A 23,421-nucleotide genomic window follows, 5' to 3' on the forward strand; every position below is an offset into this window, starting at 1 on the left:
GCTTACCCCAGGATGCTTACTTCTCGAGTGTGGTCGGCCGGTGGGGAGCGCGCTACTCGACAAGTAAGCATCCTGGGGTAAGCATCCTCGGACTGGGGGCGGGGAATGTGCCGCGGAATGGGCGTGGATTGGCCCCGGATTCGGGCGAGCTAGGCCGTGCCCGGTCTAGCTCGCCGACGAGGCGTCCGAGATTTCGAGCAGCGCCTCGCCCTTCTTCGCGTTCGCGCCCTGTTGGACGCAGACCCTGCGCACCACGCCGTCGCGATGGGCCTTCACCGGGTTTTCCATCTTCATCGCCTCCAGCACGACAACGACGTCGCCGGCAGAGACCCGGTCGCCCTCGCCCACGTTGAGCTTGACCACGGTGCCCTGCATCGGGGCGGCCAGCGCGTCGCCGGACGCGCCGCCCTTGGCGCCGCCGGAGCCTGCGCGTGCGCGGCGCTTGCGTTCGCGCCGACGCTGCGCCACCGCGCCGAGGAGCAGCGGCTCCGGCAAGGTGATGTCGATGGAGCGGCCGTTGACGCTCACGGACACGGTCCGGGTGCGCCGGCCTGAATCGGGTTCGGTGTCCTCGGCGGAGTTGCCGTCGTAAGGCGAGATGTCCGGGTCCCACTCCTCCTCGATCCAGCGCGTGTACACCGAGTAGTTGCCGTCCGGGGCGGCAAACGCCGGGTCTGCGAGCGTGCGCTGGTGGAACGGGATGACGGTGGGCACCCCTTCGACCTGGAACTCGGCGAGCGCCCGTCGAGCTCGGGCGATGGCCTGCTCGCGCGTCTCGCCGCGCACGATCAGTTTGGCCAGCATGGAGTCGAACTGCCCGCCGATTTCGGCGCCTTCGCGGATACCCGAATCCACGCGCACACCAGGGCCCGCGGGCTCGGCGTAGCGCGTCACGCTGCCGGGTGCGGGCATGAAGTTCGCACCCGCGTCCTCGGCGTTGATGCGGAACTCGATGGCGTGGCCCGTCGGGGCAATATCGCCAGCGAATCGTAGGGGTTCGCCTGCAGCGATGCGGAACTGTTCCAGCACCAGATCCACCCCGGTAGTTTCCTCCGTGGTGGGGTGTTCCACCTGCAGGCGGGTGTTGACCTCCAGAAACGAGATCAGCCCGTCGGCGCCCACCAGGTACTCCACGGTGCCGGCGCCTTGGTAGCCGGCCTCGCGGCAAATAGCTTTGGCGCTGTCGTGGATGCGATGGCGTTGCTCGTCGGTGAGAAACGGGGCGGGGGCTTCCTCAACGAGTTTTTGGAAGCGGCGCTGCAACGAGCAGTCGCGAGTGCCAGCAACGACGACGTTGCCATGCTGGTCCGCCAGCACCTGGGCCTCCACGTGGCGGGCGCGGTCCAGGTAGCGCTCCACGAAGCACTCGCCGCGGCCGAACGCCGCTGTGGCCTCACGGGTGGCGGACTCGAACAGCTCGCGCACCTCGCCGCGGGTGCGTGCGACCTTCATGCCGCGGCCGCCGCCGCCGAACGCCGCCTTAATCGCCACGGGCAGGCCGTGTTCGTCGGCGAATGCGAGTACCTCGTCCGCGCTGGAGACAGGCTCCTTCGTGCCGGGCGCCATCGGCGCATCCACGTCTTCGGCGATGCGCCGGGCGGTGACCTTGTCGCCGAGCAGGTCGATCGCCTCCGGCGGCGGGCCGATCCAGGTCAGGCCGGCGTCGATGACGCGCCGGGCGAACTCGGCGTTCTCGGACAAAAACCCGTACCCGGGGTGGACGGCGTCCGCGCCGGAGCGGGCGCACGCGGCAAGCACCTTGTCGATGTCCAGGTAGCTCTCCGCGGAGGTTTCCCCGCCGATGCTCAGTGCCTCATCGGCGAGCTGCGTAAACGGCGCGTCTTTGTCCGGGTCGGCGTAGACGGCCACCGACGCTAGTCCTACATCGCGGGCAGCGCGGATGACGCGGACGGCGATCTCGCCGCGATTGGCCACAAGGACCTTGGAGAAGGGGAATTGCATGGGCGGTCCTTCCTAGAAGTAGGTGACGTTGCCAGCCGCGGCAGCCGGCGCGAAAGCAGGGACAGCAGCAGGGCAGGGAAGCGGTGACGGCGCCAGGGACGCGTCGACGAGCTGTGCTTGCGCCTCGGCGATCACGGTCGTCAGGGCTGCCAGCTCATCGTCGGTCAGCGAGTTGTCCGGTGTGCTGAAGATCGGGGTCATGAAAGTTTCTCCTTCTCTGGGGGGTTACCGGGTAGCGGCGGGGTAGGTGCCGTCGGCGCCCAGGCGGGCGTCCGGGTTGAGTAGCAGGGCGATCTCTGCGTCGTGCAGCGCGTCGGCGTCGCCGGTGAAGCGGCGGTTGTCCACCGGCTCGAACAGGGCGGCGCGGCCGACCATGCCGGCCTCTAGGCGCGCGGCGCCGTCGCGAAGCCTTTGCGCGGCCCGCTTGCGCCAGGCGCTCGCCGCGGCCTCGCCGGAGGCAGTGGTGAGTGCCGCTTCGAACACGCCCGGGTGGGCGAGTACGACCAGCGCGCCGACATGGCCGAAGCCGAGCGACGTCAGCGCGGCGGCCTTCACTTGGCCCGCGCCGAGGGCGAGCGGGGCGCGCAGCCACACCAGGTTGGCGGCCTTGTCGTCGATCAGCGGGTCCACGCAGTCCAGCGACGCGTTCGGAGGCAGCTCGCCGGTGGCCAGCACATCGACAAGCCCGCCGATCTGGAACAGCGCGGCGCCGGCCTTCGCGTGCCCGGTGAGCGTCTTCTGGCTGATCACGTACAGCGGGGCGCGCACGTCGCGGCCGACCGCCGGCCACAGCAGCGAGTGCAGCTCCGACTCGTTCGGGTCGTTCGCGTTGGTGGAGGTGTCGTGCTTGGACACCACGCGAACATCGTCGGGGCTCAAGCCTAACGACGCCAAGGAGCGCGCCAGCCTCGATTTTTCCCCGCCGCGGCCGGCTGCGAGCACGCCGATGCCCGGCGCGGGGATGGAGGTGTGCGCGCCGTCGCCGAAGGAGGAGGCGTAGGCCACCACGGCACGCACCGGAAGACCCAACGCGGCTGCCAGCGAGGCGCGGGCGAGGAGTACGGTGCCGCCGCCTTCGCCCTCGAGGAAGCCGCCGCGGCGACGGTCGTTGGCACGGGAGATGAAGCGGTCGTCGATGCCCTGCGCGGTCATTTTCGCGGTCTCCGCGGTGGCGTTCATGTCACCGAAGCCCTGCAGGGACTCCACCTGCACGTCGTCGATGCCGCCGGCGACGACGAAGTCGGCCTTGCCCAGCGCGATCTTGTCCACCGCCTCTTCGACGGAGACGGCGGCGGTGGCGCACGCGCCCACCGGGTGGATCATGGAGCCGTAGCCGCCCACAAGCGACTGCATGGTGTGCGCGGCAACCACATTCGGCAGCGCCTCCTGCAGGATGTCGCTTTGGCGTTCCTCGCCGATGAAGCGGGAGACGAACACCTTGTGCAGCGACTCCATGCCGCCGATGCCGGTGCCTTGCGTGGTGGCCACGTCCGCCGGGTGGATGGCGCGCAGCAGCTCGGCGGGGGAGAACCCGGCGGTGATGAACGCGTCGACGGCGGTGACCAGGTTCCACGCGGCCATGCGGTCCATCCCGTCGGCCATCTGGGTGGGAATACCCCAACGCACCGGGTCGAATCCGTCCGGGATCTGCGCGGCGACGGTGCGGGTGAGTGTGGCCTTGCGCGGCACGTGCGCGGTGGCGCCGCTGAAGCGGGTGACCGTCCACTCGCCGTCGACTTCGCGCACCTGCGTCTTCTCCGGGTCGGCCCGCTCGATGTCGCAGGCCTCGGCCTCCGTGGCCACGGTGAAGGTGATGTCGCGGTCCAGGTAGACCTGCTCTAAGTCCACGGAGCCCTGGTCCGTGAGGAAGTACTTGTCCGTCAAGCGGCGTACGCCGGAGCGGGCGACGACCTCGTCGCGGAAGCGGTCGTAGATGTCCTCCTCGGCGACCTCGGCGCCGTCCGTGTCGTACCAGCCCGGGCGAGGGTCCTCGGCCCAGCTGATCAGCCCCATCATCCACGCGAGTTCCAGCACACCGGCGGCAGTGAGTTCCACGCTGCCGTCGCGGCCCATGCCGTACTCCGCCTCCCGGCGGGTTCGGCCGGAGCCCCAGCTGGAGACCTCGCCGACGCCGACAACGACGACCATGTCGTCGAGCGGGCAGGTCACCTCGCCCACCTCGGCCGGTTCCGGCTGGGTGGTGCGCGCCGCGTTCGGCAGGGCCCGCACCGTTGCCGGTGCGCCGGTCGCGGCGCCGGTGGTGTCGGCGGCGTCGTGTGCGCGCTGCGCGGTGCGGGCAAGCTCCGCGATGGAGACCCCGGAATCAGCCAGCCCGCCGGTGAGATCCAAATCAAGCGGGGCCGCCAACGCCTGCTCGCGGCTTTCCGGCGAGGCCAGCCCCATCAGCTCCTCAGCGATCTCGTCCGGGCTCCAGACGTGGATGCCGGCGGCCTCGGCTTCCGGCACGAGTGCGTCGTTGCCGCCCATCAGGTGCGTGCCGGCAACCCAACCGATGCGCGCCTGCGCCAGGGTGACACCGTCGGGCCAGCCGGCCTCGGCGGACCACTTGTTCACAATCGCGTCCATAGCCGCCTTGACCTCGCCGTAGGCGCCGTCCCCGCCGAAGGTGCCGCGGTTCGGCGAACCGGGCAGCACCACGTGGGTGCGGGTGTGCGGGAAGCCGTCGCCGGCCTGCGCCAGGTCGGACAGCCCGGCGATGGTGCGCTCCACCGACCACAGCAGCAGGCGGGCCTGCGTCTCCGCGTTACCGCCGACATCCGCCAGCGAGCCGCTCACACTCGGTGCGGCGAAGGGGAAGGCCAACGTCGGCGTGAGCGCAGGTTTGATCACCTTGACGTCCTTGCCCACGGTTTCCTTCTGCTCGGTGCCGATCCAGCTCAGCAGCGCGTCGATGTCGCGGTAGGACGACAGGTTCGCCGGCACCAGCCACAGCGCCGCGTTGACAGAAGCGTTGTCGGCGTACAGCGTGCGCGCGAACTCCTTGCGCGCCTGCGAGACGTTGGAAGCCGTCATGATCACTGTTGCGCCGCCCGCGAGCAGTTTCTTCACCAGTGCGGTGGCGATCGAGCCCGGCGCCGCGCCCGTGACCAGAGCGATGTCTTCGGCGTAGGGCTCTTCGGGTGCTTCCAAAGCCGCAGCAGCAATCTCCGCCAGCGGGCCGGCATAGCCGTTGTCCGCGTACCACCGCGCCTGCTGCGCCACCGTGTCCCCGGTGCCGGCGAAGTGCGCGGGTTCCAGCGTGTCGTGGCCGAGCGCGACTCGGGCGAGGTCTTCGCGGGCGGTCGCCCACTTGTCGTCGAAAAGCACGGCCCTGCGGGCGTCGAAAACGGGGCTGACCTGCCGCGCCCAGCCAACGCCGAGCTCCGCCTCGATCGTCTCTACCACCGTGGTGTCCGGGGCCTCGACCTCGACGGATTCGTCTTCGATGCCGAGCTTGAACAACAGCGTCCGGGCGGTGGCGACCAGCGTGTCGGTGACTTCCGATTTGTACGCGTCCAGCGCCGCGGAATCCACCACACCGCCAGAGGTCGCGCCACCCGCGGACACCGGGGCGACGTCCACGCCGTGGCGGGCGGCGACGTTTTCCACCGCGCGGTCGATCAGTGCGTGCACCTCCGCCTTCGACGAGGCCTCAGGCAGCGTGGCAAGCGCGCCGCCGCGCACCGATTCTTCCGTGCGTGTGCCCAGCAGGATCTCCGCCTCCACGTGCGCGGTCCACGAGTCCGGCAGCGCCCACACCGCAGCCAGGTGCTCTCCCACGAACGCGGGTTTCAGGCCCGCGCTGCCGAGCAGCTGGCGCAGGCGCGCTCCCACGGCTTCGCCGAGCACCGGGCCGAACGGGCAGTAGCCGGGCGCGGCCGTGCTCACACGCTCGCGCAGCGTGGCCACATCCGACTCGGCGGCGCCGTCGATGGCGGGAACGCCCAGCTCCGCGGACATGTCCATGAGCAGCTGGTTGCGCCGCGAGGACACACCGCCGGTGAGCTCCTCGATCGTGTCGGAGGTGTTGATCTGCTCTGGGCGGATCTTGTTCTGCAGCGCGAACAGCACCCCGATCGCCTCCGCTGCGTCGAACGGCAGGTCCGAAGCAGGGGCGGCCTGCTTGGCGACGGCCTCCGCCGCAGGCTGTTCCGGTGCAGCCTGCTGCGAAGTCTGCTCAGTCTGCGCAGCCTGCTCCGTCTGCTCGGGCGCAGCTGGCGCGGGGGTGGCGGAGCCGTCGTCAAGCAACTGCTCCTCAGGCTCCGGGGCGGCGACCGCATCGGCGAACATCACCTGCTCCTGGTTGACCTCCACGTTGTAAACCGGCACGTGGATGCCAATCACATCCATCTCGCGTTTAGCCAGGTTGGTCAGCGTCGGCGAGGAGGACAGGCCGACCTCGATGATCTGGTCCACCCGGGAAAGCAGCAGGTCTTGGGTTTCAATCCAGCGCACAGGGGAGGCGAACTGCCAGGCCAAAAGCTCGATGAGCAGCACGCGGGCGAGCTCGTTCTCGCCCGTGTTGTCAGGCGTGACGCCTGCGAGGCGCTGCGACGGCACCTCGGCGCACACGGCGTCGATGAAGTCCTGGGTCAGCTCGAACGGGCGCGCCACCAGGTTCGGGATGTAGCGGCCCACCAGGCGCTCCACGTCGATCTGCGCGGGCAGCATTTCATCCAGCTTGGCGGCGAAGTCCGGCACCCCGTCGCGCAGCACGCGGGAGTGGAACGGCACGTCGATGCCGGGGACGGTGACGTAGGCGCGCGGGTTGACCGCGTTGGCCTTGGCCTTCAGCGCGGCCAGGCCGCGCTTCGAGCCGGCGACGGAGTACTGCTGGCCGGAGATGTTGTAGTTGACGATTTCCAGGAACTCGCCGGTGTCCGCCGCGATACCGTCCACGTACGCGCGGACCTCGTCCGGGCCGACGCCGATCATGTTCGGGCGCAGCGCGCCCATGCCGTAGTCGGAGTTGCCCTCGGCGTCGCGCGGGACCAAGGTGCCCATGGCGGAGCCGCGGGAGTACACCACGTCGATGACGGCCTCGAGGTCGAAGATGTTGGCCAAAGACGCCAGTGCGGTGTACTCGCCCAGCGAGTGACCGGCGTAGAACGCGTCCGCCGCCAAGCACTCGGCCTCGCGCAGCCGCTCCGTTTGCGCGTAGGCGACCACCGCCAGTGCCACCTGGGTGAACTGGGTCAGGTGCAGCACGCCGTCCGGGTGCTTGAACTCGGTGCCGCGGACCGTGATGCGGGTGGGGTTGTCGTCCACGATGCGCTGGATGGAAAAGCCGTGCGTCTGGCGCGTGTGGCGGTCCGCGCGGCGCCAGATCTCGCGCGCCGCCGCGGACGCGCCCCGGTCGCCCGCTCCCATGCCCGGGGTCTGGATGCCCTGGCCGGGGTAGACGTACGCCGTGGTCGGCTGCGCTAGCAGCGCCTGGCCACGCGAGACCACCTCGCCGCCGATGCGGCAGGTGACTTCAACGGCTTGCCGCACCCCTGCGCGGCCGACGCGCTCGGCGGTGATCTCCACCACGTCGCCCAGCTGCACCATCCCATACATGGAGTAGGTCCAGCCGATGACCTTGCCGTGGCGGCCGGCCACGTGCTGGGCTGTGGCGGACAGCCACATCCCGTGCACCAGCGGCGCCTGCAGGCCCACCAGGTGGGAGGCGTTATATGAGGTGTGGATGGGGTTGTAGTCGCCGGAGACCAGCGCGAACGGGGTCATGTCCGCAGGCGCGTGCACCACGGCCCGGTCCACGAAGGAGCGCGGCGTCGGCTGCACCTCATCGGCGAGCGCGCCGCCGCCCCACTGCGGCGCGGGCACCGGCGTGGCGCTGCCCGTGGCGCGGCCGCGGATGGCGAACCGCTGCATCTGCGTGGCCACTACCTGGTCCCCGGAGCGCAGCTCGAGCTCCACGGTGACGATGCGCCCGGAGACGGATTCGGCGATGGATGTGCACTTGGAGGCCACGTCGATGCGGCGGCCGTCCGCAAGCTGGGCCAGCGGCACGCGCAGGTCGATGACGTGGTCTAAGTGCACCGCGTTGAGCAGGCCCTCGATGACGGGGTAGCCGTCCTCCAGCAACCCGGATCCCAGCGCGGTGTAGATCGCCGGCCAGCACGGCCCGACCAGTGCGTCCGGGGTGCCCACGCCGCAGTCTTCGCCGAGCGCAGCGCCGGTGACCGCCGTGTGTGCGCTGAGCAGCGACGCCGGCAGGGTGAACGAATCGTGCGCCACGCCGAACGGCGCGTCCTCGCTGACGGAGCCGTCTTCGATCACGGGCATCGTCTCGATAACGTCGCCCGCCTCCGAGGTCGAGCCCACGCCGGCAAGCCCCTCAAGCAGCGTGAACACGCTCTCCGGCAGCCGCTCGTCGGACACGACGGGGGAAGCGCCCGTGCCCGCGCCGGCCGGGATGTCCACCGGGATGGTCACCTCGCGCACGTAGAAGGGGCGCTGCTGCTCGGGCAGGTGGCCCCAGGCGGAGTCGGAGATGATGCGGATCGACCACTGCCGTTCGCCGTCTCCCTCCTCGGAGACCAGCTCGAACGCGTCGGGCGCCATGGTGTGGGCCGGGTTGTCCATCAGATGGCCGTGCCACATCAGCGTCGGAGCGGCGCGCAGGTACGCCTGCTCATCCGCCGCGTTGTTGAGGCGCGCGAAACGGGGCTCGGGGGCGGCGCCTTCGTCGAGAAGCATTTGCGTTGCGGCGTCCTCGAACCTGCCCAAAAGCTCCGCGACCGGCTCGTTTTTCTTCGTGATGCCCGCGACCGCAACCGGGCCGGGGATGATGCGCACCTGGTCCGCGGTGTAGCGCGGATCCTGCGCCTGCCACAGCGTGTCCTTGCCAAACCACATTTTGAGGTCCCCGTCGAGCGCCGGCACCCACGGCATCGGCTTCGGGTATTCGTAATGCAACCCGATCCACCAGGCGGCGTCGCGCGGGGAGACCAGCGTCTCGCGTGCTTGCGGGTAGGTGCGCAGCAGCTTTGCGACGTCCTCACGGGGATCCCCGCCAGCCGCAAACACCGACGCGATCTCGCCGTGGTCCTGCGGGTGCAGCCTCGCCTCGATGCGGCGCAGCAGGGCGGTGAAACGTTTGTTCCAGCTCTCGTCGATGAACGGGTGGGCCAGCTCCACGAAGCGCTCGACCCATTCGGCGTACGTCATTTCCTGCACGTCGCCGAAGTACGGCTTGGACGTTGTCGCCAACGCCGCGATGATTTCCTCGCGGTGCTCGTCGTACGCGTCGATGTCGAGCGAGGCGATCAAGCGGGAGGCCTTGGCAAAGGAGTTGTCCAGGTCGTGCAGGTCCGCCAGCAGGTGGGACTGGCTTGAGGCAACACCGTGGTTGCCCGTGCCGCGCGCGACCCAGCCGCCGTTGACGTCCGGACTGAGCCCGGGCGTGTCCACCAGCAGCTGCTTGACCGAATCCGTGGCCTTGGCTTCCTTCGTGGCCATCGCCACCGTGCCCACGAACACGCCGTCCACCGGCATGTCCGGCAAATGGTGCCTTGCGGCCCAGCGGCCGGTGATCAGCTCCGCGGCGCGGTCCGGGGAGTACACCCCGCCGCCGACGGTGAGCACCACGTTGTCCAGCGCTCGGATCTCCGCGTACGTCTCCAGCAGCATGTCCTCTAAGTCCACCCACGAGTGGTGGCCGCCCGCGTGGCCGTCTTCCACCATGAGGATCACGGCGTCGCGCGGATTCGCTTCCGCGATTGCCAGCGCGTCGCGGATCTGCTTGGTGGTGCCGGGCTTGAAAGCGATGAACGGGAAGCCGTCGGCGTGCAGCTGCGCAATCAGCTCGGTGGCTTCCTCCACTTCCGGGATGCCGGCGGAGACGCACACGCCGTTGAACGGAGCGCCGGCCGCGCGGGCCTTGGGCACCATGCGGTGCTGCCCGAAGTGCTGGTTCCACAAGAAGCGGTCGAAGAACATGGTGTTGAACTGGGCGGTGCGCCCCGGCTCAAGCTGCGCGATCAGCGTGTCCTTGTGCTGCTTGAACACCTCCTCGGAGTACATGCCGCCGCCCGCGAGCTCCGTCCAGTAGCCGGCGTTAGCGGCCGCGGCGACAATCTCGCCGTCCGCGGACGTCGGCGTCATGCCGCCGAGGATGATGGGAGACAGGCCAGTCAGCGCGGAGAACTTCGTCTGCGTGTAGGTCTTGCCGTCCGGCAGCGTGATCACGCGCGGGGCGAAGCCGGAGTAGTCCACCGCCTCCGGCAGCGTGAAACCCGGGCGCGCCAAGTTGTCGCGCTTGGCTGGGGTGGACGCGTCGATGACGGGCACCCCGGCGCCCTGCATCAGCTGGGTGGTCATTTTGTGCAGCGCGGGATCCAGCGACAGCAGGTGCGTCGCCCCGGCGTCCACCAGACCGCGCACGGTCGCGGTGAAGTCGAACTGGTCCACCAGGATGTGTTGGGCGAGCTCGCGCGGGGTGGTGGTGTCGAAGGTGATGCCGCAGGCATCCGCCCACTCGGCGGCCAGCTCCACAGCGGCGTGGTTGCCGTGTTCGTGGAAAGGGTAGGCGACGTCGAGGAAGTCGAATGCAGGCTGCATCTCGGAGCCGCCGAACTCCGCCTTCTCCAGCCGCGCGTTGTACGCGGCCGCGTCCTGCGCAATTGCGCGTTGTGCCTCGGCGAGCTGCTCCGGGGCGCCGGAAAGCACGACGTGGTTACGGCCGTTGACCACGGCCAGCGACGGCGCACCGCCCGCAGGGAAACGCTCCGCGAGGTTTCTGGCAGAAAGGCCGCGCACGGACAGCATGCGGCTGCGCGAATCCGTGGCCCCGTAATTGTGGGAAGCGGCGGCGCCCATGATGAACGCGAACGCGAGCGCCTTCGCCGGTGCGTCGTCGCCGCCGCGCATGGCGACGGTGCCCAAGATGCCCTGTGAGTGGCCGTCCATCAACGCGGCGTCGAGGTCGAGCCCGAGGTCGCGCAGTTGCTCTGCGGCCGCGATCTGCGCCAGCAGGATACCCGGCGCGCTGACGGCCGGAAACGCGTCAACGTCGCTGCGCTGAGTGTTGCCGTCCAACCCGGCGCGCAGCCGTGCCTCCGCGCCGGGGACCACAGAGGCAAGCGGCCTGGCGACGGGGCCGGTGAGCACTCGAGCCTGGTCGAGCAGCGCTTCCATCCGGGCACGCGCGTCGGGAGCGGCGGCTGCGTCGGCGAGCGCCTGCTGCCAAGCGGTTGCCTGGCCCGGGAAGATCAGCGCCGGGCGGGTGAGGGAGGAAAGAGGAGTCGGGTTCATCGAAGAGAAGTCCTTTTGGGAATTAGAGGGGAATGTTGCCGTGCTTGCGGTTCGGGCGGGCTACAACCTTGTCGCGGTAGAGGCGCAGGTTGGCGGCGATGTGGGCTCTGGTTTCGGACGGCAGAATGACGGCGTCTATCAGCCCGCGTTCTGCGGCCTTGTAGGGGTTGAGCACGGTGTCCTCGTACTCGCGCTCGAACGATGTGACCAGGGCGGCGAGGTCGGTCTCGCTCATTCCCGATTCGCGTGCGGCTGAGATCTCCTTGCGGTTGATGAAACCAACGGCGCCGGCCGCGCCCATCACTGCAATCTGGGCCGTCGGCCACGCCAGGTTCACGTCCGCGCCGAGGCCTTTGGAGCCCATCACGCAGTAGGCGCCGCCGTAGGCCTTGCGCATGGTCACGGTGATTTTTGGCACGCTGGCTTCGCCGTAGGCGTAGAGCAGCTTCGCGCCGCGGCGCAGAATGCCCGCGTGCTCCTGGTTCGCGCCGGGGAGGAACCCCGGGACGTCGACGAGCATGACGATCGGGATGTTGAACGCGTCGCAGGTGCGCACGAAACGCGCGGCCTTTTCGGAGGAATCGATGTCCAAGCAGCCGGCCAGCACCATCGGCTGGTTGGCCACGAAACCGACCACCTCGTCGTGGATGCGCCCGTACGCGCACACCACGTTGTCGGCGCGCTGCTCCATGATTTCGAAGTACTCGCCGTCGTCGACCACGCACTCGATCACGTCGCGCACGTCGTAGGGGGTGTTCGGCGAATCCGGAATGAGGGTGTCCAGCTCGTCGCAGCTGTGGTCCGTCTCCGGTTCCGGAAGAACCTGGGCGGTCGCGGTGCCAGGGCTGCGCAGGCGGTTGTTGGAGGGCAGGTAGTTCAGCAGCTCCGCCACCCAGTCGAGCGCGTCCTCGTCGTTGTCGGCTACGTAGTGGCAGTTGCCGGCGTCGCGCATATGCGGCCAGGCGCCGCCGAGTTCTTCCTGCGTGATCTCCTCGCCTGTGACCGTCTTGATCACGTCGGGGCCAGTGACAAACATCTTTGAGCTCTGGTCCACCATGACCACGAAATCGGTCAGAGCGGGGGAGTAGGCGTTGCCGCCGGCGCAGGCGCCCATGATCACGCTGATCTGGGGGACCACGCCGGATGCTTCGATGTTGTGGCGGAAGGTGCGCGCGATCCAGTCCAGGGAAACGGCGCCGTCCTGGATGCGCGCACCAGCGCCCTCGTACAGGCCGATCAGTGGGCGACCGGTGGCCACGGCAAGCTGCTGGATCTTGGTCATTTTCTCGCCGTAGACCTCGCCGAGCGCGCCGCCGAAAACGGTGCCGTCCTGGGAAAAGACGCACACTTCGCGGCCGTCGATGGTGCCGTGGCCGCACACGATGCCGTCTGTTGCCGGGCGCTTGGCCTGCATGCCGAAGTCGTGGGTGCGGTGGCGGACCAGCTGGTCGGTTTCCACGAAGGAGCCCTCATCGAGCAGATAGTCCAGACGCTCGCGTGCGGTGAGGCGGCCGGTGGACCGGACTTTGTCCAGGGGTTTCGGCCCCAGCGGTTCGTGTGCCTCGGTGCGCAGGCGCCGCAGTTCCGCTATTTTGTCGGCTGTTGACGCCGGTGGTTTTTCATCCAAAATAGTTTCTGGTGCAAAATTAACTGCCATGCGGGCATAGTAAACCTACTGAGCCGTAAGTAAAAGAATTGACCCCGATTCACAGACAATGGCCAGTATTTCTTGCGCAATCGCAAACGAACCGAAACCGCAACTATCGACGGAAGGAACGCCCATGCACATCGGCACCGACCTGGTCCATATCCCCGGATTCGCGCAGCAGATACAGCTTCCGGGATCCACTTTCGCGCGGGTGTTTACGGACCGGGAGTGGCGTGAGTGCGCCACTAAGTCGAACGCGAACGCGTCGCTCGCCGGCCGCTGGGCAGCGAAGGAGGCCTACGTCAAAGCATGGGCCTCCACCCGTTTCGGGCAGCCGCCGGAAATCCCCCGCGACGACTTCGACTTCGCAGAGGTGGAGGTGGTCCAAGACGCATTCGGCCGCCCAGCGATTCGGCTGCGCGGCCGCGCCGGGGAGGTTGGGCCGCCGGTGTCCAGCGTGAGCATCAGCCACGACGGCGACTATGCCGTGGCGGTGGTTGCGGTGTCGGGCTCCGGAATGCCCTAGTCGCTTACCCCAGGATGCTTACCGGGCCTAGATGCTTACCCCAGGATGCTTACCCTTCGAGAGCGGTCGGCCGGTGGGAAGCGCGGCACTCGAGAAGTAAGCATCCTGAAGTAAGCATCCTCGGAATGGGAGCGGAATGGGGGCGGAATGGGGCACAGGGGCCGGGGGAGCGGCGGCCGGGGAGCGGGGGCGGCGACCAGAGTGGTCAGCGCCAGGCGCGGGCCGCGGCGACGAAGCCCTCGGCCAGCGTTTCGCCGGTGCGGGTGAGATGGTCGTCGTGGCGCAGCAGCTCCGCTTCGACCACGGCACCGTCGTGGCCGCCGTTCGCCGCCCATCGGCCGGCCACCTCCGGGGAGCATTCCGGGTGAAACTGCACCGAGACGATCGACCCCAGCCGCATGGCCTGGACAGGGCAGCGCTCGCTGGATGCCAGTAGCGTCGCGCCGGGTGGCATCGTCACCACCGCGTCGTGGTGGGATTGCTCGACCACTAAGGATGCGCCGAGCGGTCCGAGCAGGGGATCGCCCACGCCAGCGTCGGTCAGCGTCACCGGGGTGGCGCCTTCCTCGTCCTGCGTCGCTAGGCCGACGGAGACTTCGCCGCCGAAGCAGTCGGCGATGATCTGGTGGCCCAAACAAATGCCGAGCACGGGCGTGCCCGATTCAAAGGCGCTATGTAGTAACTCGTGTACCGCCGGCAGCCAGGGCGAGGCGTGCGTGTCCAGCGCATCTGCGCGTCCGCCGAGGAGGATGAGGGGGTCACCGGAGGCGTCGATAGGCAATGGCTCCCCGAGATCGGCGGTGCGCAAGGTGGCGCCGGCGCGCTCGAGCCACGGGCCGAGGCGTTGCAGTGGCGCGAGAGAATCGGGCTGCAGGACGGTGATGCGCATGGCTAGAGGTCGAAGGATGCTGTGCGGAGAATGTCCGGCGTCATGGGGACCTTGCCTTTTCCTTCCTTATCGCGCTTCACGATGAGCTTGGCCGCGGCGATCTGGCTCCGGGAAAACTCCGGCTTCGGAGACTGAATTTCTCTAGCTTTGGATCGGGCTGTCATCGCTGCTCCTCAAAAGGCGTGTTGGGATTTCGAAACACGGCGGTCAAGATCGCGTCGATTACCTCGTGCTGGTCGGCAGGGATTTCCTGCTGTCTGTCGATGGAATCGAGAATAGCAATCCCCGCCTCAACTTCACGCTCGCTCGAGGCGTTGCACATGTCAGTCGCCCAGCGAAGCATCGTGTGCCACTCCTTAACGTGGTCCAGCTTTTGCGAGTTATCGAGTGGTTGCGAAACCCCGAGCCAAGCAATGCAAGCAGCTCCAAGAGGCCCGGTGATGCGAGACGCGAAGTCGAGCACCATCCAGGCTTCTTCGGCCGAACGTGTCGCATTACTGACAGCAAACCCGAGAGAAACAGCAACTGCGAGCGCTGTAAGCAACCAAGGTCTGTCAGATTTTGTAAGAGGCAACGTGTGCTCCTTCTGTGGACGGCTATAAAGAGTTAGACGCGTCCGCACCGCCCCCGGTTCCCTCCACGCACCGGCCCACTACTATGAACCCCATGCAACGCGTGCTTTCCGGAATCCAGCCCACCGCCGACTCCTACCACCTGGGTAACTACCTCGGTGCGCTGAAGCAGTGGATCGACCTGCAGGACGGCTACGACGCCTTCTACTTCATCCCGGATCTGCACGCAATCACCGTGGACCAGGACCCGGAGGAGCTGCGCCACCGCACCCTCGCCGGCTGCGCCCAGCTGATCGCGCTCGGCATCGACCCGGAGCGCTCCACCTTGTTCGTGCAGTCGCACGTGCCCGAGCACGCCGAGCTGACTTGGGTGCTGCAGTGCCTGACCGGCTTCGGCGAGGCCAGCCGCATGACGCAGTTCAAGGACAAGTCGGCGAAGCAGGGCCAGGACCGCACCTCCGTGGGGCTGTTCACTTACCCGGTGCTCATGGCCGCGGATATCCTCCTGTACTCCCCGCAGCTCGTGCCGGTGGGCGAGGACCAGCGCCAGCACCTGGAGCTGACCCGCACGTTGGCGGAGCGCTTCAACTCCCGCTACGGCACAACCTTCACTGTGCCGGAGGGCATGATCGTCGAGGGTGCGGCGAAGATCTACGACCTGCAGGATCCCACCTCGAAGATGTCCAAGTCGGGCGCGAACCCGAAGGGCATCGTCAACCTGCTCGACGAGCCGAAGACCTCCGCCAAGCGCATCCGCTCCGCTGTCACCGACAACGACGGCGTGATCGCGTTTGATAAGGAGAACAAGCCGGGCGTGTCCAACCTGCTGGTCATCCAGTCCGCGCTCACCGGCAAGCCTATCGACGAGATCGTCGCAGGCTACGAGGGGCAGGGCTACGGTGCGCTCAAGGTCGACACCGCAGAAGCGCTCGAAAGCTTTACGACGCCGCTGCGCGCCTGTTTCGACGAACTCATGTCCGACCGCGGCGAGCTCGAGGCCATCCTGGCCCGCGGCGCTGAACGCGCCCGCGAGGTTGCGGCACCGCTGCTGGCGGACGTGTACGACAAGGTCGGTTTCCTCGCGCCGAAGCGCTAGGGGCCGCGCACCCCGATCTCATCCGCGGATCCAGCTAGTAGGACCTCGTTTTTGGCCCAAAAACGGCGATTAGCTGGGTCCTGATAGCTGGAAACTCGCGCGGGGTGGGGTCGAGCGCGCGCGGAGGCTGTCTCCGGCGCTGTAGAGCGCGCGCCCAGTACGCGCAACGCACCTCGCGTCACCATCACACAGCCTCCTCTACGATGTGTTTGGTAAATGACACATATTTGAAGGGACGTCGATGGCTACCTCGACCGCGCCGCGCAAGGCGTACACCGACGAACACGGCATTGAGCGCGCCTCGAAGCAGCAGAAGGACGGCTTCGAGGACAAGGTGGAGAAGAAGTCTCCCGCCGCCGCTCACGTGCTGCGCATGAACGAGCGTTTCGGCGCTGAGGGCGGAAACCAGATGGCCGCCGGCATCACGTACTTCTCGGTGCTGGCTTTGTTTCCGCTGCTGATGCTTGTTTTTGCGGGACTCGGTTTCTTCCTCAACGCCCGTCCGGATCTGATGGACGACATCCAAAACCAGATCGCCAACTCCCTGGACGGGGACTTGGGCGACATGGTCAACGAGCTGGTGCAAACCGCCATCGACCAGCGTGGCGCAGTCGCCGGCATCGGCCTGCTCACCACCTTGTGGTCTGGCCTGGGGTGGATGAACAACCTGCGCGTCGGCGTGTCCGCGATGTGGAAGGTGGACGCGAATGAGGGCGGCAACTTCGTGACCAAGAAGCTCGCGGACCTGGTCGGCCTGATCGTGCTGATCGTGCTGTTCCTGGTCGCCGCCGCGGTGACCGCGGTGGGCTTGTCCAGCTGGACAAGCACCGCCATGGACCGGCTGGGCATCGGCGATTTCCCGGGATCCCGCGCGGTGGTGTGGGTTGTCGGCTTCCTGGTCAGCGTGCTGGCCAGCTTCCTGGTCATGCTGTGGGTGAACATGTACATGCCGCGCACGAAGGTGCCGGCGAAGTCCGGTCTGAAGGGCGCGCTGCTCGGCGCGGTCATCTTCGCCATCTTGCAGCAGTTCGCAGGTCTGGTCATTTCCTCGGCGACCGGCAACCCGGCGGGTGCGATCTTCGGCCCGATCATCACGCTGATGGTCATGCTGTACCTGATCTGGCGCGTGGTGCTTTACGTCGCGGCGTGGACCGCCACCACCGACGAGTCGCTCGCCTTGGCGCCGGCGGAGGTGCCGGAGCCGGCCGTGATCAACGTCCGCGCGGGTGCGGTCCGCGGCAAGGAGGAATCCAAGCCGTCCGGCAAGGCGCTGGGCGTCGGCGCGGCGCTGGGCGCTATCGGCGTCGGCGTGGTTTCTCTCCTGTCCCGAGACTAAACGCGGTGGTCAGTGCGGCGAGCGCGAGCACGGCCGCCACAATCACATAGGACCACCAGCGGTTCCAGGTCGTCTCCTCCCCAGCCTGCTCAGGTGCAGGCTCTGGGGTGGGGGCGGCCGTTGTCGTTTCGGGGGTCTTCTCAGCGAGGGGCTCAAGCTTTGCGACGGAGCTTCGCACCCCATACGCCTCGTGCAACAGCATCTGCGCCTGCTCCCATGGGCGGTGGTCGTAGGCCGTGGTGTCCAGAATGATCGCCACGAGGCGGCGGCCCTCGTGGTTGACGGCGCCGACGAACGTGTGGTTGGCGTCGTCGGTGTAGCCGGTTTTGCCGCCGATGCCGTCCGGGTCGTTGAGGTAGAGCTGGTTGTCGTTCCACAGCTCGAAGGGCGGCAGGTCGTCGAAGCCGGGGAAGGTGGTGTGCTCGGTGTCCACGATGCGAGTGAAGGTGGGGTCGGCGAAGGCCGCGGTGTAGGCCAGGCCCATGTCCCAGGCGGAGGTGGACATGCCGGCGCCGTCCAGGCCGGAATACGACGTGGCACGGGTATCGGCCATACCGAGTTTCTTGGCCAGCGCGTTGACCTTGCCGAGAGCCAGCTCGTCGCCGCCGAGGGCCTGGGCGAGTGCGTGGGCGCAGTCGTTGCCCGAGGCCAGCAGCAGCCCGGTGAGCAGGTCTTCGACGGTGTAGTCGCCGCCCTCGCCGATGCCGGCGGCGGAGCCTTCCTGGCCGGCGGATTCCGCGGAGACCGGGACCTTCTGGTCCAGCGGCAGCTCGTCGATGACGGTCAGGGCAAGCAGCACCTTGATGATGGAGGCGGGCCGGTAGCGCCCGTGCGGGTCCTTCATCGCCACCACGTCGCCGGAATCTAAGTCGGCCACCAGCCAGGAGGAGGCGACCACGCCGTCGGGAGCGGTGTAGCCGTCGGCGGCGGTGATGCCGCACGGGCCGTCGAAAAGCACGGGCAGCGGGGAAGGGGAGGACGCGGCGCGCTCGGAGGTGGACACCGGCTCCGGCGGCCAGGTGGCCTGCGGGCAGTTGTCGGTGTCGGGCGCGCGGCCGCGGCTGGGCGGGACCCAGTTGCCGCCCTCGTCGTAGTAGCCGACGGTCGGGCCTGCCGAGGAGGTGGTTTCGGCGTCTTGGGCGTGAGCTGCCGTCGCAAAGCAAAAGCTCAATGCTGTCGCCGCTGCGAGCGCACGCTTCATCTAGGACTCCTTTTGGTCGTAGCGGGCCGCGAGCCGCTCGATGAGCTCGTCGGTCAAAGCCTCGTCGGAGAGAATGATATCCAGCATGTCGGCGTGCATCGCCTCCGTCTCGGCAGGGTCCGGCTCCACGGCGGCGTCCTCCTCGTAGGAATCGCCGGCCAAGTCCACGCCGATGCTGTCGAAGAGGCTTTCGTCCTCCGCCGCGTCCTGCGACGTGGTGCCCACGGCTTCCGCCAGCACCTCGGCGTCGATGGCGGGGAACTGGGTAGTGAACTCGGTGAGGAAATCGTCCGCGTCGCTGACCGCCTCCGCCGGGCGCTTGCCCTTGCGGATCTCCGCTTCAATGCGGCGCTGCAGCGCCTTTTCCATCTGCCGGTGGCGCCAGGAGCGCACACGGGTGGGCTCAAGCTCGCGGGCCACCGCGCGCGACTTGTTCTCCGCCTTCTTGGCCAGGTGCGCCACCTGGGTCGCGGTGGCGTTGACAGTGGTGTTCACCGGCGCGAAATCGGAATCGGTGGAAATGCGCCAGTTGCCCCAGTAGCCGGCGAGGAACAACGCGAAGCTCACCACGGGGCCGACGATCATGCCCAGCGCCAGGTAGCCGGTGGCGTTGCCCAGCAGCGTGATTACCGCGCACGCCACAGCCGGGATCACAGTGGGCTGGTTGCCGCCGAACACAGCTGGCTCGCGCCCGGTGACCACGTCGCGGATCATGCCGCCGCCGGTGGCGGTGAACACGCCCATCATGATGGTGGGCAGGACAGGCAGACCGTACTGGATGGCCTTGGATGCGCCGGTAGAAGCCCACAGGGCGGACACCAGCGCATCACCGTGCGACTGCAAAAACTCCCAGGCTTTGCCCTTGAAATAGGTGAACCGGGCGATCAGCGCGCCGGTAAATGCCAGAATCAGGTATTCCGGCTGACTCATAGCGGCGACGGTGCCCTGGTTGATCAGCACGTCGCGCAACATGCCGCCTCCGAGGGCGGAGAGCATCGCGATGAAGAAGAAGCCCACGATGTCGTAGCCGAGCTGGCGGGCGAGCGTGCCGCCGATGATGCCCATCAGCAGTACGCCGGAGATATCCATCCAGTGATAGATGGAGCTGATGAGGGGGTCGACCTGGTCCACTGCCATAGCTGAAAATTGTAAAGGTGGCACGTTTTGCCGGCATGTCGGGGCAGGGCAGCTCGGCGTACAGCAAACGTACAGTTTTCGCCCTGGAACTCAGCGCGATCTTCTGTGTGACACGTCAGCGAGATACGTGGGTACCTACATAGTTGGGGCGCATACTTCGAGTCATGTTCAATTCACTGACTCTCGCCGCTATCGATCTTGCGGCCATGGCCGTGCTTGTGTGCGGCGTCTACTACCCCCGCTACCGCCGTGGCGACTTGGTCGTCGCCTTCCTCGGCGTCAACGTCGGCGTCCTTGGTGTGGCCACTGTGCTCGCCGCCACCGACGTCGGCGCGGGCATCGGCATGGGGCTCTTCGGCGTCCTTTCCATCATCCGTTTGCGCTCCACTGAAATCTCGCAGCGCGAGGTCGCGTACTTCTTCGCGGCGCTGGCACTCGGCCTAGTGTGCGGTGTCGCCTCCACACCGGCGCTCGCAGGCGCTGTCGCGGTCTTGATTGTGGCGACGCTGGCGATCGCAGACGGCGCGATGAAGGCGACAGATTCGCAACAGGTCGTGGTGGACCGGGCGATCGCGGACATCGACGAACTCACCGAGCGCGTCGAAGCGCTTACAGGAGCCAGCGTTGCGCACCTGGAAGTGCTCAAGCTCGACACCGTCAAAGACACCACGCTCGTCGATGCGCAGTTTCGCCCCAGCAAAATTTCCAACCTTCCGGTGGGGGTCTAAATGGAAACCATCACCCTCGACGAACTCACCAGGGAAGACGCGATGATGACCCGCGTCGACCGGAAGTACCTGCTGCGCACCCGCGACATGGAGCAATTCTGGGAGGAGCTGCCCGGCGGCACGCGCGTCCTCGAGATCGGCGGATCCGTGCACCACGGCTACGAGACCACCTACTACGACACCGACAGCCTCGACTGTTACCTCGACGCCGCCCGCAAGCGCCGCCGCCGGTTCAAGGTCCGCACCCGCACGTACTGCGCCACCGGGGCCAGTTTCCTGGAGTTGAAAACCAAAGGCCCGCGCGGTGTCACGGTCAAAAAGCGCACACCTATCGACGCCTCCGGAAACCACTGGGACTGGTTCAACACGCACGCCAGCGGCACTGGGTGCCGGGCCGAGGATCTCGAGGCGGTGCTGGAGAACACCTACACCCGCACAACGCTCTCGCCGCCAGACACTGGCCGCGCCACCATCGACACGGACCTGGTGTGGCGCAACCAGCACGGTGAGATTGCCGGCCTCGACCTGGTCATCGTGGAGACGAAATCGGGCGCGACCCCGTCTCTCATCGACCGGCTGCTGTGGCACCACGGGCACAGACCGAGACGGCTTTCCAAATTCGGGTGCGGCATGGCCGCGCTCAACCCCGATCTTCCCGCAAACAACTGGCACCGAACGCTTGCCGACCACTTTGAAAGGACCACCACTCATGCGTAAACCCACCCTTGCAATCGCCGCCGCAGCCGCGCTGTCGTTGTCACTGGCGTCGTGCTCCACGGAGGCGCAGATCGAGCCGACGGCGGGTGTGACGTCGATTAGCAACGGCTTCGACACCACCAACCCGCCGACCGCAGACGAGCAACTCGCCGCCCTGTACGAACCCGATGTCGTCACAGCGTCGAGCGACGACGCCGCGGATTGGGACGGCGAGACGATCACCGCCGGTGGCACCTACTGCATTACTGGAGACGTTGCAGATATACACGTCGAAGCCCCAGACGAGACGGTCGTTCTCGTGCTCGACAACGCGAAGGTCGCGGGCCGCATCAACATCGATGCGGGTGCGGCCGCGCTTGTGCTCGAAGGCGATTCCACCATTGCGGCGGCAGGACTGGCCACCGACGAAGGCGCGGTCCATGCCACCGGTGATCTGACCGTCACCGGAACCGGGGCCCTTGTAGTCGAGTCCGACGGCGACGGCATCGTGGCCAAAGACGACCTTGTGATCGCGGGCGGTTCGTTGACGGTCAACGCCGGCGACGACGCCATGCGCGGCACCGACTCCGTCACCGTGCGCGACGGTGCGTTGCTCAACCTGACCGCGGCCGGCGACGGCATTACCGCCACGAAAGATGACGACGAGGCCAAGGGCTGGATCCACATCGACGGCGGTGAGGTGACGATTGACGCGGGCGACGACGCGATCAGCGCCTACAACGACGTCATCCTCACCGGCGGCGACCTCGATGTGACCGCAACGGACAAAGGCATCAACGCTGGCCGCTACATCCTGACTTCGGCCGGGCAGGTGCGTGTTGACGCCGCCGACGACGCCGTCCACTCCGACGGTGCGCTCCGGCTTACGGGCGGCGACGTCGAAGTCACCGCGCAGGACGATGGTGTGCATGCCGAGGTCGCAGCGGTACTTGACGGGGCGAAGCTCACAGTGCTGAATTCCGAGGAAGCGCTCGAAGCCGGACTCATCACCATTTCCGACGGCGAGATCGACCTCACCGCCACCGACGACGGCATCAACGCCTCCGGGTCCACAACCGTCGAGGACGGCCTCGCCGCCAAGGAGTCAGCGGACTCGAGCACGGAATCCCCCGCAGAAGGAGATGTCGGGCCCACCGGCATGGAGCGAGGCGAGATGCCGGAGCCGCCGAGCGGAATGCAAAGCATGCCGGAGCCGCCGAACGGCGGCGGGAAGGCGGGCGGTGGCCCCATGGGCGAGAACACCGGCGAGCAGCTGACGATCACTGGGGGAACGGTGGTGGTCGATGCAGGCGGCGACGGGCTGGATTCCAACGGCGACGCCACCATCTCCGGCGGTGCGGTGACAATCTTCGGCCCGACCAACAACGGCAACGGCGCACTCGACACCAACGGAGGGTTGAGCGTCACTGGCGGCGAGCTGTGGGCGGTCGGTTCTTCCGGGATGGCCGAGACGCCGAACAGCGCGGACGGTCAGGCGTGGGTGCAAGCGGGTGTCGACGTGCAAGCTGGCGATGACGTGACCGTGACTGATACGGACGGCAACACGATCGCGACGCTGACCGTTGAGAAGGACGCGCAAAACGTCGTCTACTCGTCGCCCTCGATCGATGCAGATGGGACGTACACGGTCAACGGCACTGAGACACAAGCCAACACTGCCACCCAGGGCAGCGCGGGTGGGCCTGGCGGCATGGGACGTGAGCAGGGCGGAGCCGGTTTCGACGGGATGCCCAACGGCGCGCCGGGCGCCCCGCCCGCACGGGGCAACCGGCAGGCGGCGGTGCTGCCCCAAGATCGGCGCGAAACCGCCTAGCGCGGAGGCTGAAGGCCGGGTGGAGGCGGGGGCGGTCCCCAAGTCCTTCCCGGCGGCGGAGGTGGGGGCCACTGCAGCGGAGCGGGAGGAAACTCCGACGGGGACATCTCCGCTTCAACCCCCGCGATGAGCTTGCGCAGTATCGTGTCGAGCTCGGTACGTTCGGTATCGCTAAGCGTCGAGAACGGGTCGAACTCGTCGTCTGTGCTCCGCTCCAGCTCGCGAGCAGCAACCTGGCCGTCTTCGGTAAGCGACACGATGCTCGTGCGGCGGTCTGCCGGGTTCGGTTCCCGGGAAACGAGCCCTTTCGCCTCCATCTTGGTCAGCAGTTCCGCGAGCGACTGCGACCGGATTCCGAGCACGTACGCGAGTTCTTTTTGCGCGACGGGGTTGTTTAGCGCAAGCAGCTTCAACACGCGTCCTTGGCCGGAAAACGTGTCGCGCCCCTGCTGCTGGTCGCCCGTGACGCGCATCAGGTGCATGAAGTGCCGCAGGTGCGAGCGCAGTTCGTCAGACGTTGCCATAACGCGGCCGCGGG

General features: G+C 67.5%; 16 protein-coding genes. 6 read left to right on the forward strand and 10 right to left on the reverse strand.

All coding sequences use genetic code 11. The annotated features are described in order from the left end of the window. Positions 1-165: 165 nt before the first annotated feature. Genes HMPREF2791_RS08440 through HMPREF2791_RS08455 form a run of 4 tightly spaced genes read right to left on the reverse strand, consistent with a single transcriptional unit; the run spans position 166 to position 12,877 of the window. Positions 166-1,962: an acetyl/propionyl/methylcrotonyl-CoA carboxylase subunit alpha gene (locus HMPREF2791_RS08440; protein ID WP_070845012.1), complete on the reverse strand. Its 1,797-nt coding sequence runs from the start codon at positions 1,960-1,962 to the stop codon at positions 166-168. A gap of 12 nt (positions 1,963-1,974) precedes the next feature. Further along, a complete protein-coding gene (locus tag HMPREF2791_RS08445; protein WP_070476000.1) occupies positions 1,975-2,163 on the reverse strand; it encodes a hypothetical protein in 189 nt (62 codons plus the stop codon). 24 nt (positions 2,164-2,187) lie between these two features. Beyond that, entirely contained in the window at positions 2,188-11,220 is a 9,033-nt protein-coding gene (locus tag HMPREF2791_RS08450; RefSeq protein ID WP_070845013.1) for a type I polyketide synthase, read from the reverse strand. Positions 11,221-11,242: 22 nt separating this feature from the next. Beyond that, positions 11,243-12,877 (reverse strand): acyl-CoA carboxylase subunit beta, encoded by a 1,635-nt coding sequence (locus HMPREF2791_RS08455; protein WP_070476006.1) that lies wholly within the window; start codon positions 12,875-12,877, stop codon positions 11,243-11,245. A gap of 124 nt (positions 12,878-13,001) precedes the next feature. Between HMPREF2791_RS08455 and HMPREF2791_RS08460 the strand changes: the two genes are divergently transcribed. Then, entirely contained in the window at positions 13,002-13,394 is a 393-nt protein-coding gene (locus HMPREF2791_RS08460) for a holo-ACP synthase AcpS (RefSeq protein ID WP_070476009.1), read from the forward strand. 205 nt (positions 13,395-13,599) lie between these two features. Here HMPREF2791_RS08460 and HMPREF2791_RS08465 read toward each other — a convergent pair whose 3' ends face one another. From HMPREF2791_RS08465 to HMPREF2791_RS08470, 3 genes are all read right to left on the reverse strand, one after another. Beyond that, positions 13,600-14,202, reverse strand: coding sequence for a type 1 glutamine amidotransferase (locus HMPREF2791_RS08465; protein ID WP_168160633.1), 603 nt, complete (start codon positions 14,200-14,202; stop codon positions 13,600-13,602). 83 nt (positions 14,203-14,285) lie between these two features. Continuing rightward, positions 14,286-14,447 (reverse strand): RNA helicase, encoded by a 162-nt coding sequence (locus HMPREF2791_RS11905; RefSeq protein WP_141741409.1) that lies wholly within the window; start codon positions 14,445-14,447, stop codon positions 14,286-14,288. Then, positions 14,444-14,857, reverse strand: coding sequence for a hypothetical protein (locus HMPREF2791_RS08470; RefSeq protein WP_141764952.1), 414 nt, complete (start codon positions 14,855-14,857; stop codon positions 14,444-14,446). Before HMPREF2791_RS08470 ends, HMPREF2791_RS11905 begins: the two co-directional genes overlap by 4 nt. Before the next feature lie 83 nt (positions 14,858-14,940). On the opposite strand from HMPREF2791_RS08470, the gene trpS reads away from it, so the two are divergent. Beyond that, positions 14,941-15,951: a tryptophan--tRNA ligase gene (trpS, locus tag HMPREF2791_RS08475; RefSeq protein WP_070845015.1), complete on the forward strand. Its 1,011-nt coding sequence runs from the start codon at positions 14,941-14,943 to the stop codon at positions 15,949-15,951. Positions 15,952-16,192: 241 nt separating this feature from the next. Continuing rightward, positions 16,193-17,287, forward strand: coding sequence for a YhjD/YihY/BrkB family envelope integrity protein (locus HMPREF2791_RS08480; protein WP_070476021.1), 1,095 nt, complete (start codon positions 16,193-16,195; stop codon positions 17,285-17,287). Here the strand turns inward: HMPREF2791_RS08480 and HMPREF2791_RS08485 are convergent. Both HMPREF2791_RS08485 and HMPREF2791_RS08490 read right to left on the reverse strand, forming a co-directional pair. Beyond that, positions 17,247-18,488 carry a D-alanyl-D-alanine carboxypeptidase family protein gene (locus HMPREF2791_RS08485; protein WP_083327946.1) on the reverse strand — a complete coding sequence of 414 codons (1,242 nt, stop codon included), beginning with the start codon at positions 18,486-18,488 and terminating at the stop codon, positions 17,247-17,249. The two genes, HMPREF2791_RS08480 and HMPREF2791_RS08485, sit on opposite strands and share 41 nt — an antisense overlap. Continuing rightward, a complete protein-coding gene (locus HMPREF2791_RS08490; protein ID WP_210400165.1) occupies positions 18,489-19,625 on the reverse strand; it encodes a trimeric intracellular cation channel family protein in 1,137 nt (378 codons plus the stop codon). A gap of 164 nt (positions 19,626-19,789) precedes the next feature. Here HMPREF2791_RS08490 and HMPREF2791_RS08495 point away from each other — a divergent pair, with 164 nt between their 5' ends. The 3 genes from HMPREF2791_RS08495 to HMPREF2791_RS08505 are packed head-to-tail and all read left to right on the forward strand — an operon-like array spanning position 19,790 to position 22,883. After that, on the forward strand, positions 19,790-20,353 hold the full coding sequence (locus HMPREF2791_RS08495) for a DUF4956 domain-containing protein (protein ID WP_070845016.1): 564 nt from the start codon (positions 19,790-19,792) through the stop codon (positions 20,351-20,353). Then, a complete protein-coding gene (locus HMPREF2791_RS12195; protein WP_070845017.1) occupies positions 20,354-21,070 on the forward strand; it encodes a polyphosphate polymerase domain-containing protein in 717 nt (238 codons plus the stop codon). Next, positions 21,063-22,883 (forward strand): carbohydrate-binding domain-containing protein, encoded by a 1,821-nt coding sequence (locus tag HMPREF2791_RS08505; protein WP_210400166.1) that lies wholly within the window; start codon positions 21,063-21,065, stop codon positions 22,881-22,883. Before HMPREF2791_RS12195 ends, HMPREF2791_RS08505 begins: the two co-directional genes overlap by 8 nt. On the opposite strand, the gene HMPREF2791_RS08510 is transcribed toward HMPREF2791_RS08505, so the two are convergent. Beyond that, entirely contained in the window at positions 22,880-23,407 is a 528-nt protein-coding gene (locus HMPREF2791_RS08510; RefSeq protein ID WP_070476027.1) for a MarR family winged helix-turn-helix transcriptional regulator, read from the reverse strand. The genes HMPREF2791_RS08505 and HMPREF2791_RS08510 overlap by 4 nt on opposite strands. Between the last annotated feature and the right edge of the window lie 14 nt (positions 23,408-23,421).

Origin of the sequence: Corynebacterium sp. HMSC034A01, from assembly GCF_001838175.1 — a bacterium.
In the GTDB taxonomy this organism is placed as follows: Bacteria; Actinomycetota; Actinomycetes; order Mycobacteriales; family Mycobacteriaceae; genus Corynebacterium.

What these genes read in the sequence shown, in the direction of transcription:
- HMPREF2791_RS08440 (WP_070845012.1), bottom strand. Translation starts at nt 1,962, where the DNA reads ATGCAATTCCCCTTCTCCAAGGTCCTTGTGGCCAATCGCGGCGAGATC.
- HMPREF2791_RS08445 (WP_070476000.1), bottom strand. Translation starts at nt 2,163, where the DNA reads ATGACCCCGATCTTCAGCACACCGGACAACTCGCTGACCGACGATGAG.
- HMPREF2791_RS08450 (WP_070845013.1), bottom strand. Translation starts at nt 11,220, where the DNA reads ATGAACCCGACTCCTCTTTCCTCCCTCACCCGCCCGGCGCTGATCTTC.
- HMPREF2791_RS08455 (WP_070476006.1), bottom strand. Translation starts at nt 12,877, where the DNA reads ATGGCAGTTAATTTTGCACCAGAAACTATTTTGGATGAAAAACCACCG.
- HMPREF2791_RS08460 (WP_070476009.1), top strand. Translation starts at nt 13,002, where the DNA reads ATGCACATCGGCACCGACCTGGTCCATATCCCCGGATTCGCGCAGCAG.
- HMPREF2791_RS11905 (WP_141741409.1), bottom strand. Translation starts at nt 14,447, where the DNA reads ATGACAGCCCGATCCAAAGCTAGAGAAATTCAGTCTCCGAAGCCGGAG.
- trpS (WP_070845015.1), top strand. Translation starts at nt 14,941, where the DNA reads ATGAACCCCATGCAACGCGTGCTTTCCGGAATCCAGCCCACCGCCGAC.
- HMPREF2791_RS08480 (WP_070476021.1), top strand. Translation starts at nt 16,193, where the DNA reads ATGGCTACCTCGACCGCGCCGCGCAAGGCGTACACCGACGAACACGGC.
- HMPREF2791_RS08485 (WP_083327946.1), bottom strand. Translation starts at nt 18,488, where the DNA reads ATGAAGCGTGCGCTCGCAGCGGCGACAGCATTGAGCTTTTGCTTTGCG.
- HMPREF2791_RS08490 (WP_210400165.1), bottom strand. Translation starts at nt 19,625, where the DNA reads ATGGCAGTGGACCAGGTCGACCCCCTCATCAGCTCCATCTATCACTGG.
- HMPREF2791_RS08495 (WP_070845016.1), top strand. Translation starts at nt 19,790, where the DNA reads ATGTTCAATTCACTGACTCTCGCCGCTATCGATCTTGCGGCCATGGCC.
- HMPREF2791_RS12195 (WP_070845017.1), top strand. Translation starts at nt 20,354, where the DNA reads ATGGAAACCATCACCCTCGACGAACTCACCAGGGAAGACGCGATGATG.
- HMPREF2791_RS08505 (WP_210400166.1), top strand. Translation starts at nt 21,063, where the DNA reads ATGCGTAAACCCACCCTTGCAATCGCCGCCGCAGCCGCGCTGTCGTTG.
- HMPREF2791_RS08510 (WP_070476027.1), bottom strand. Translation starts at nt 23,407, where the DNA reads ATGGCAACGTCTGACGAACTGCGCTCGCACCTGCGGCACTTCATGCAC.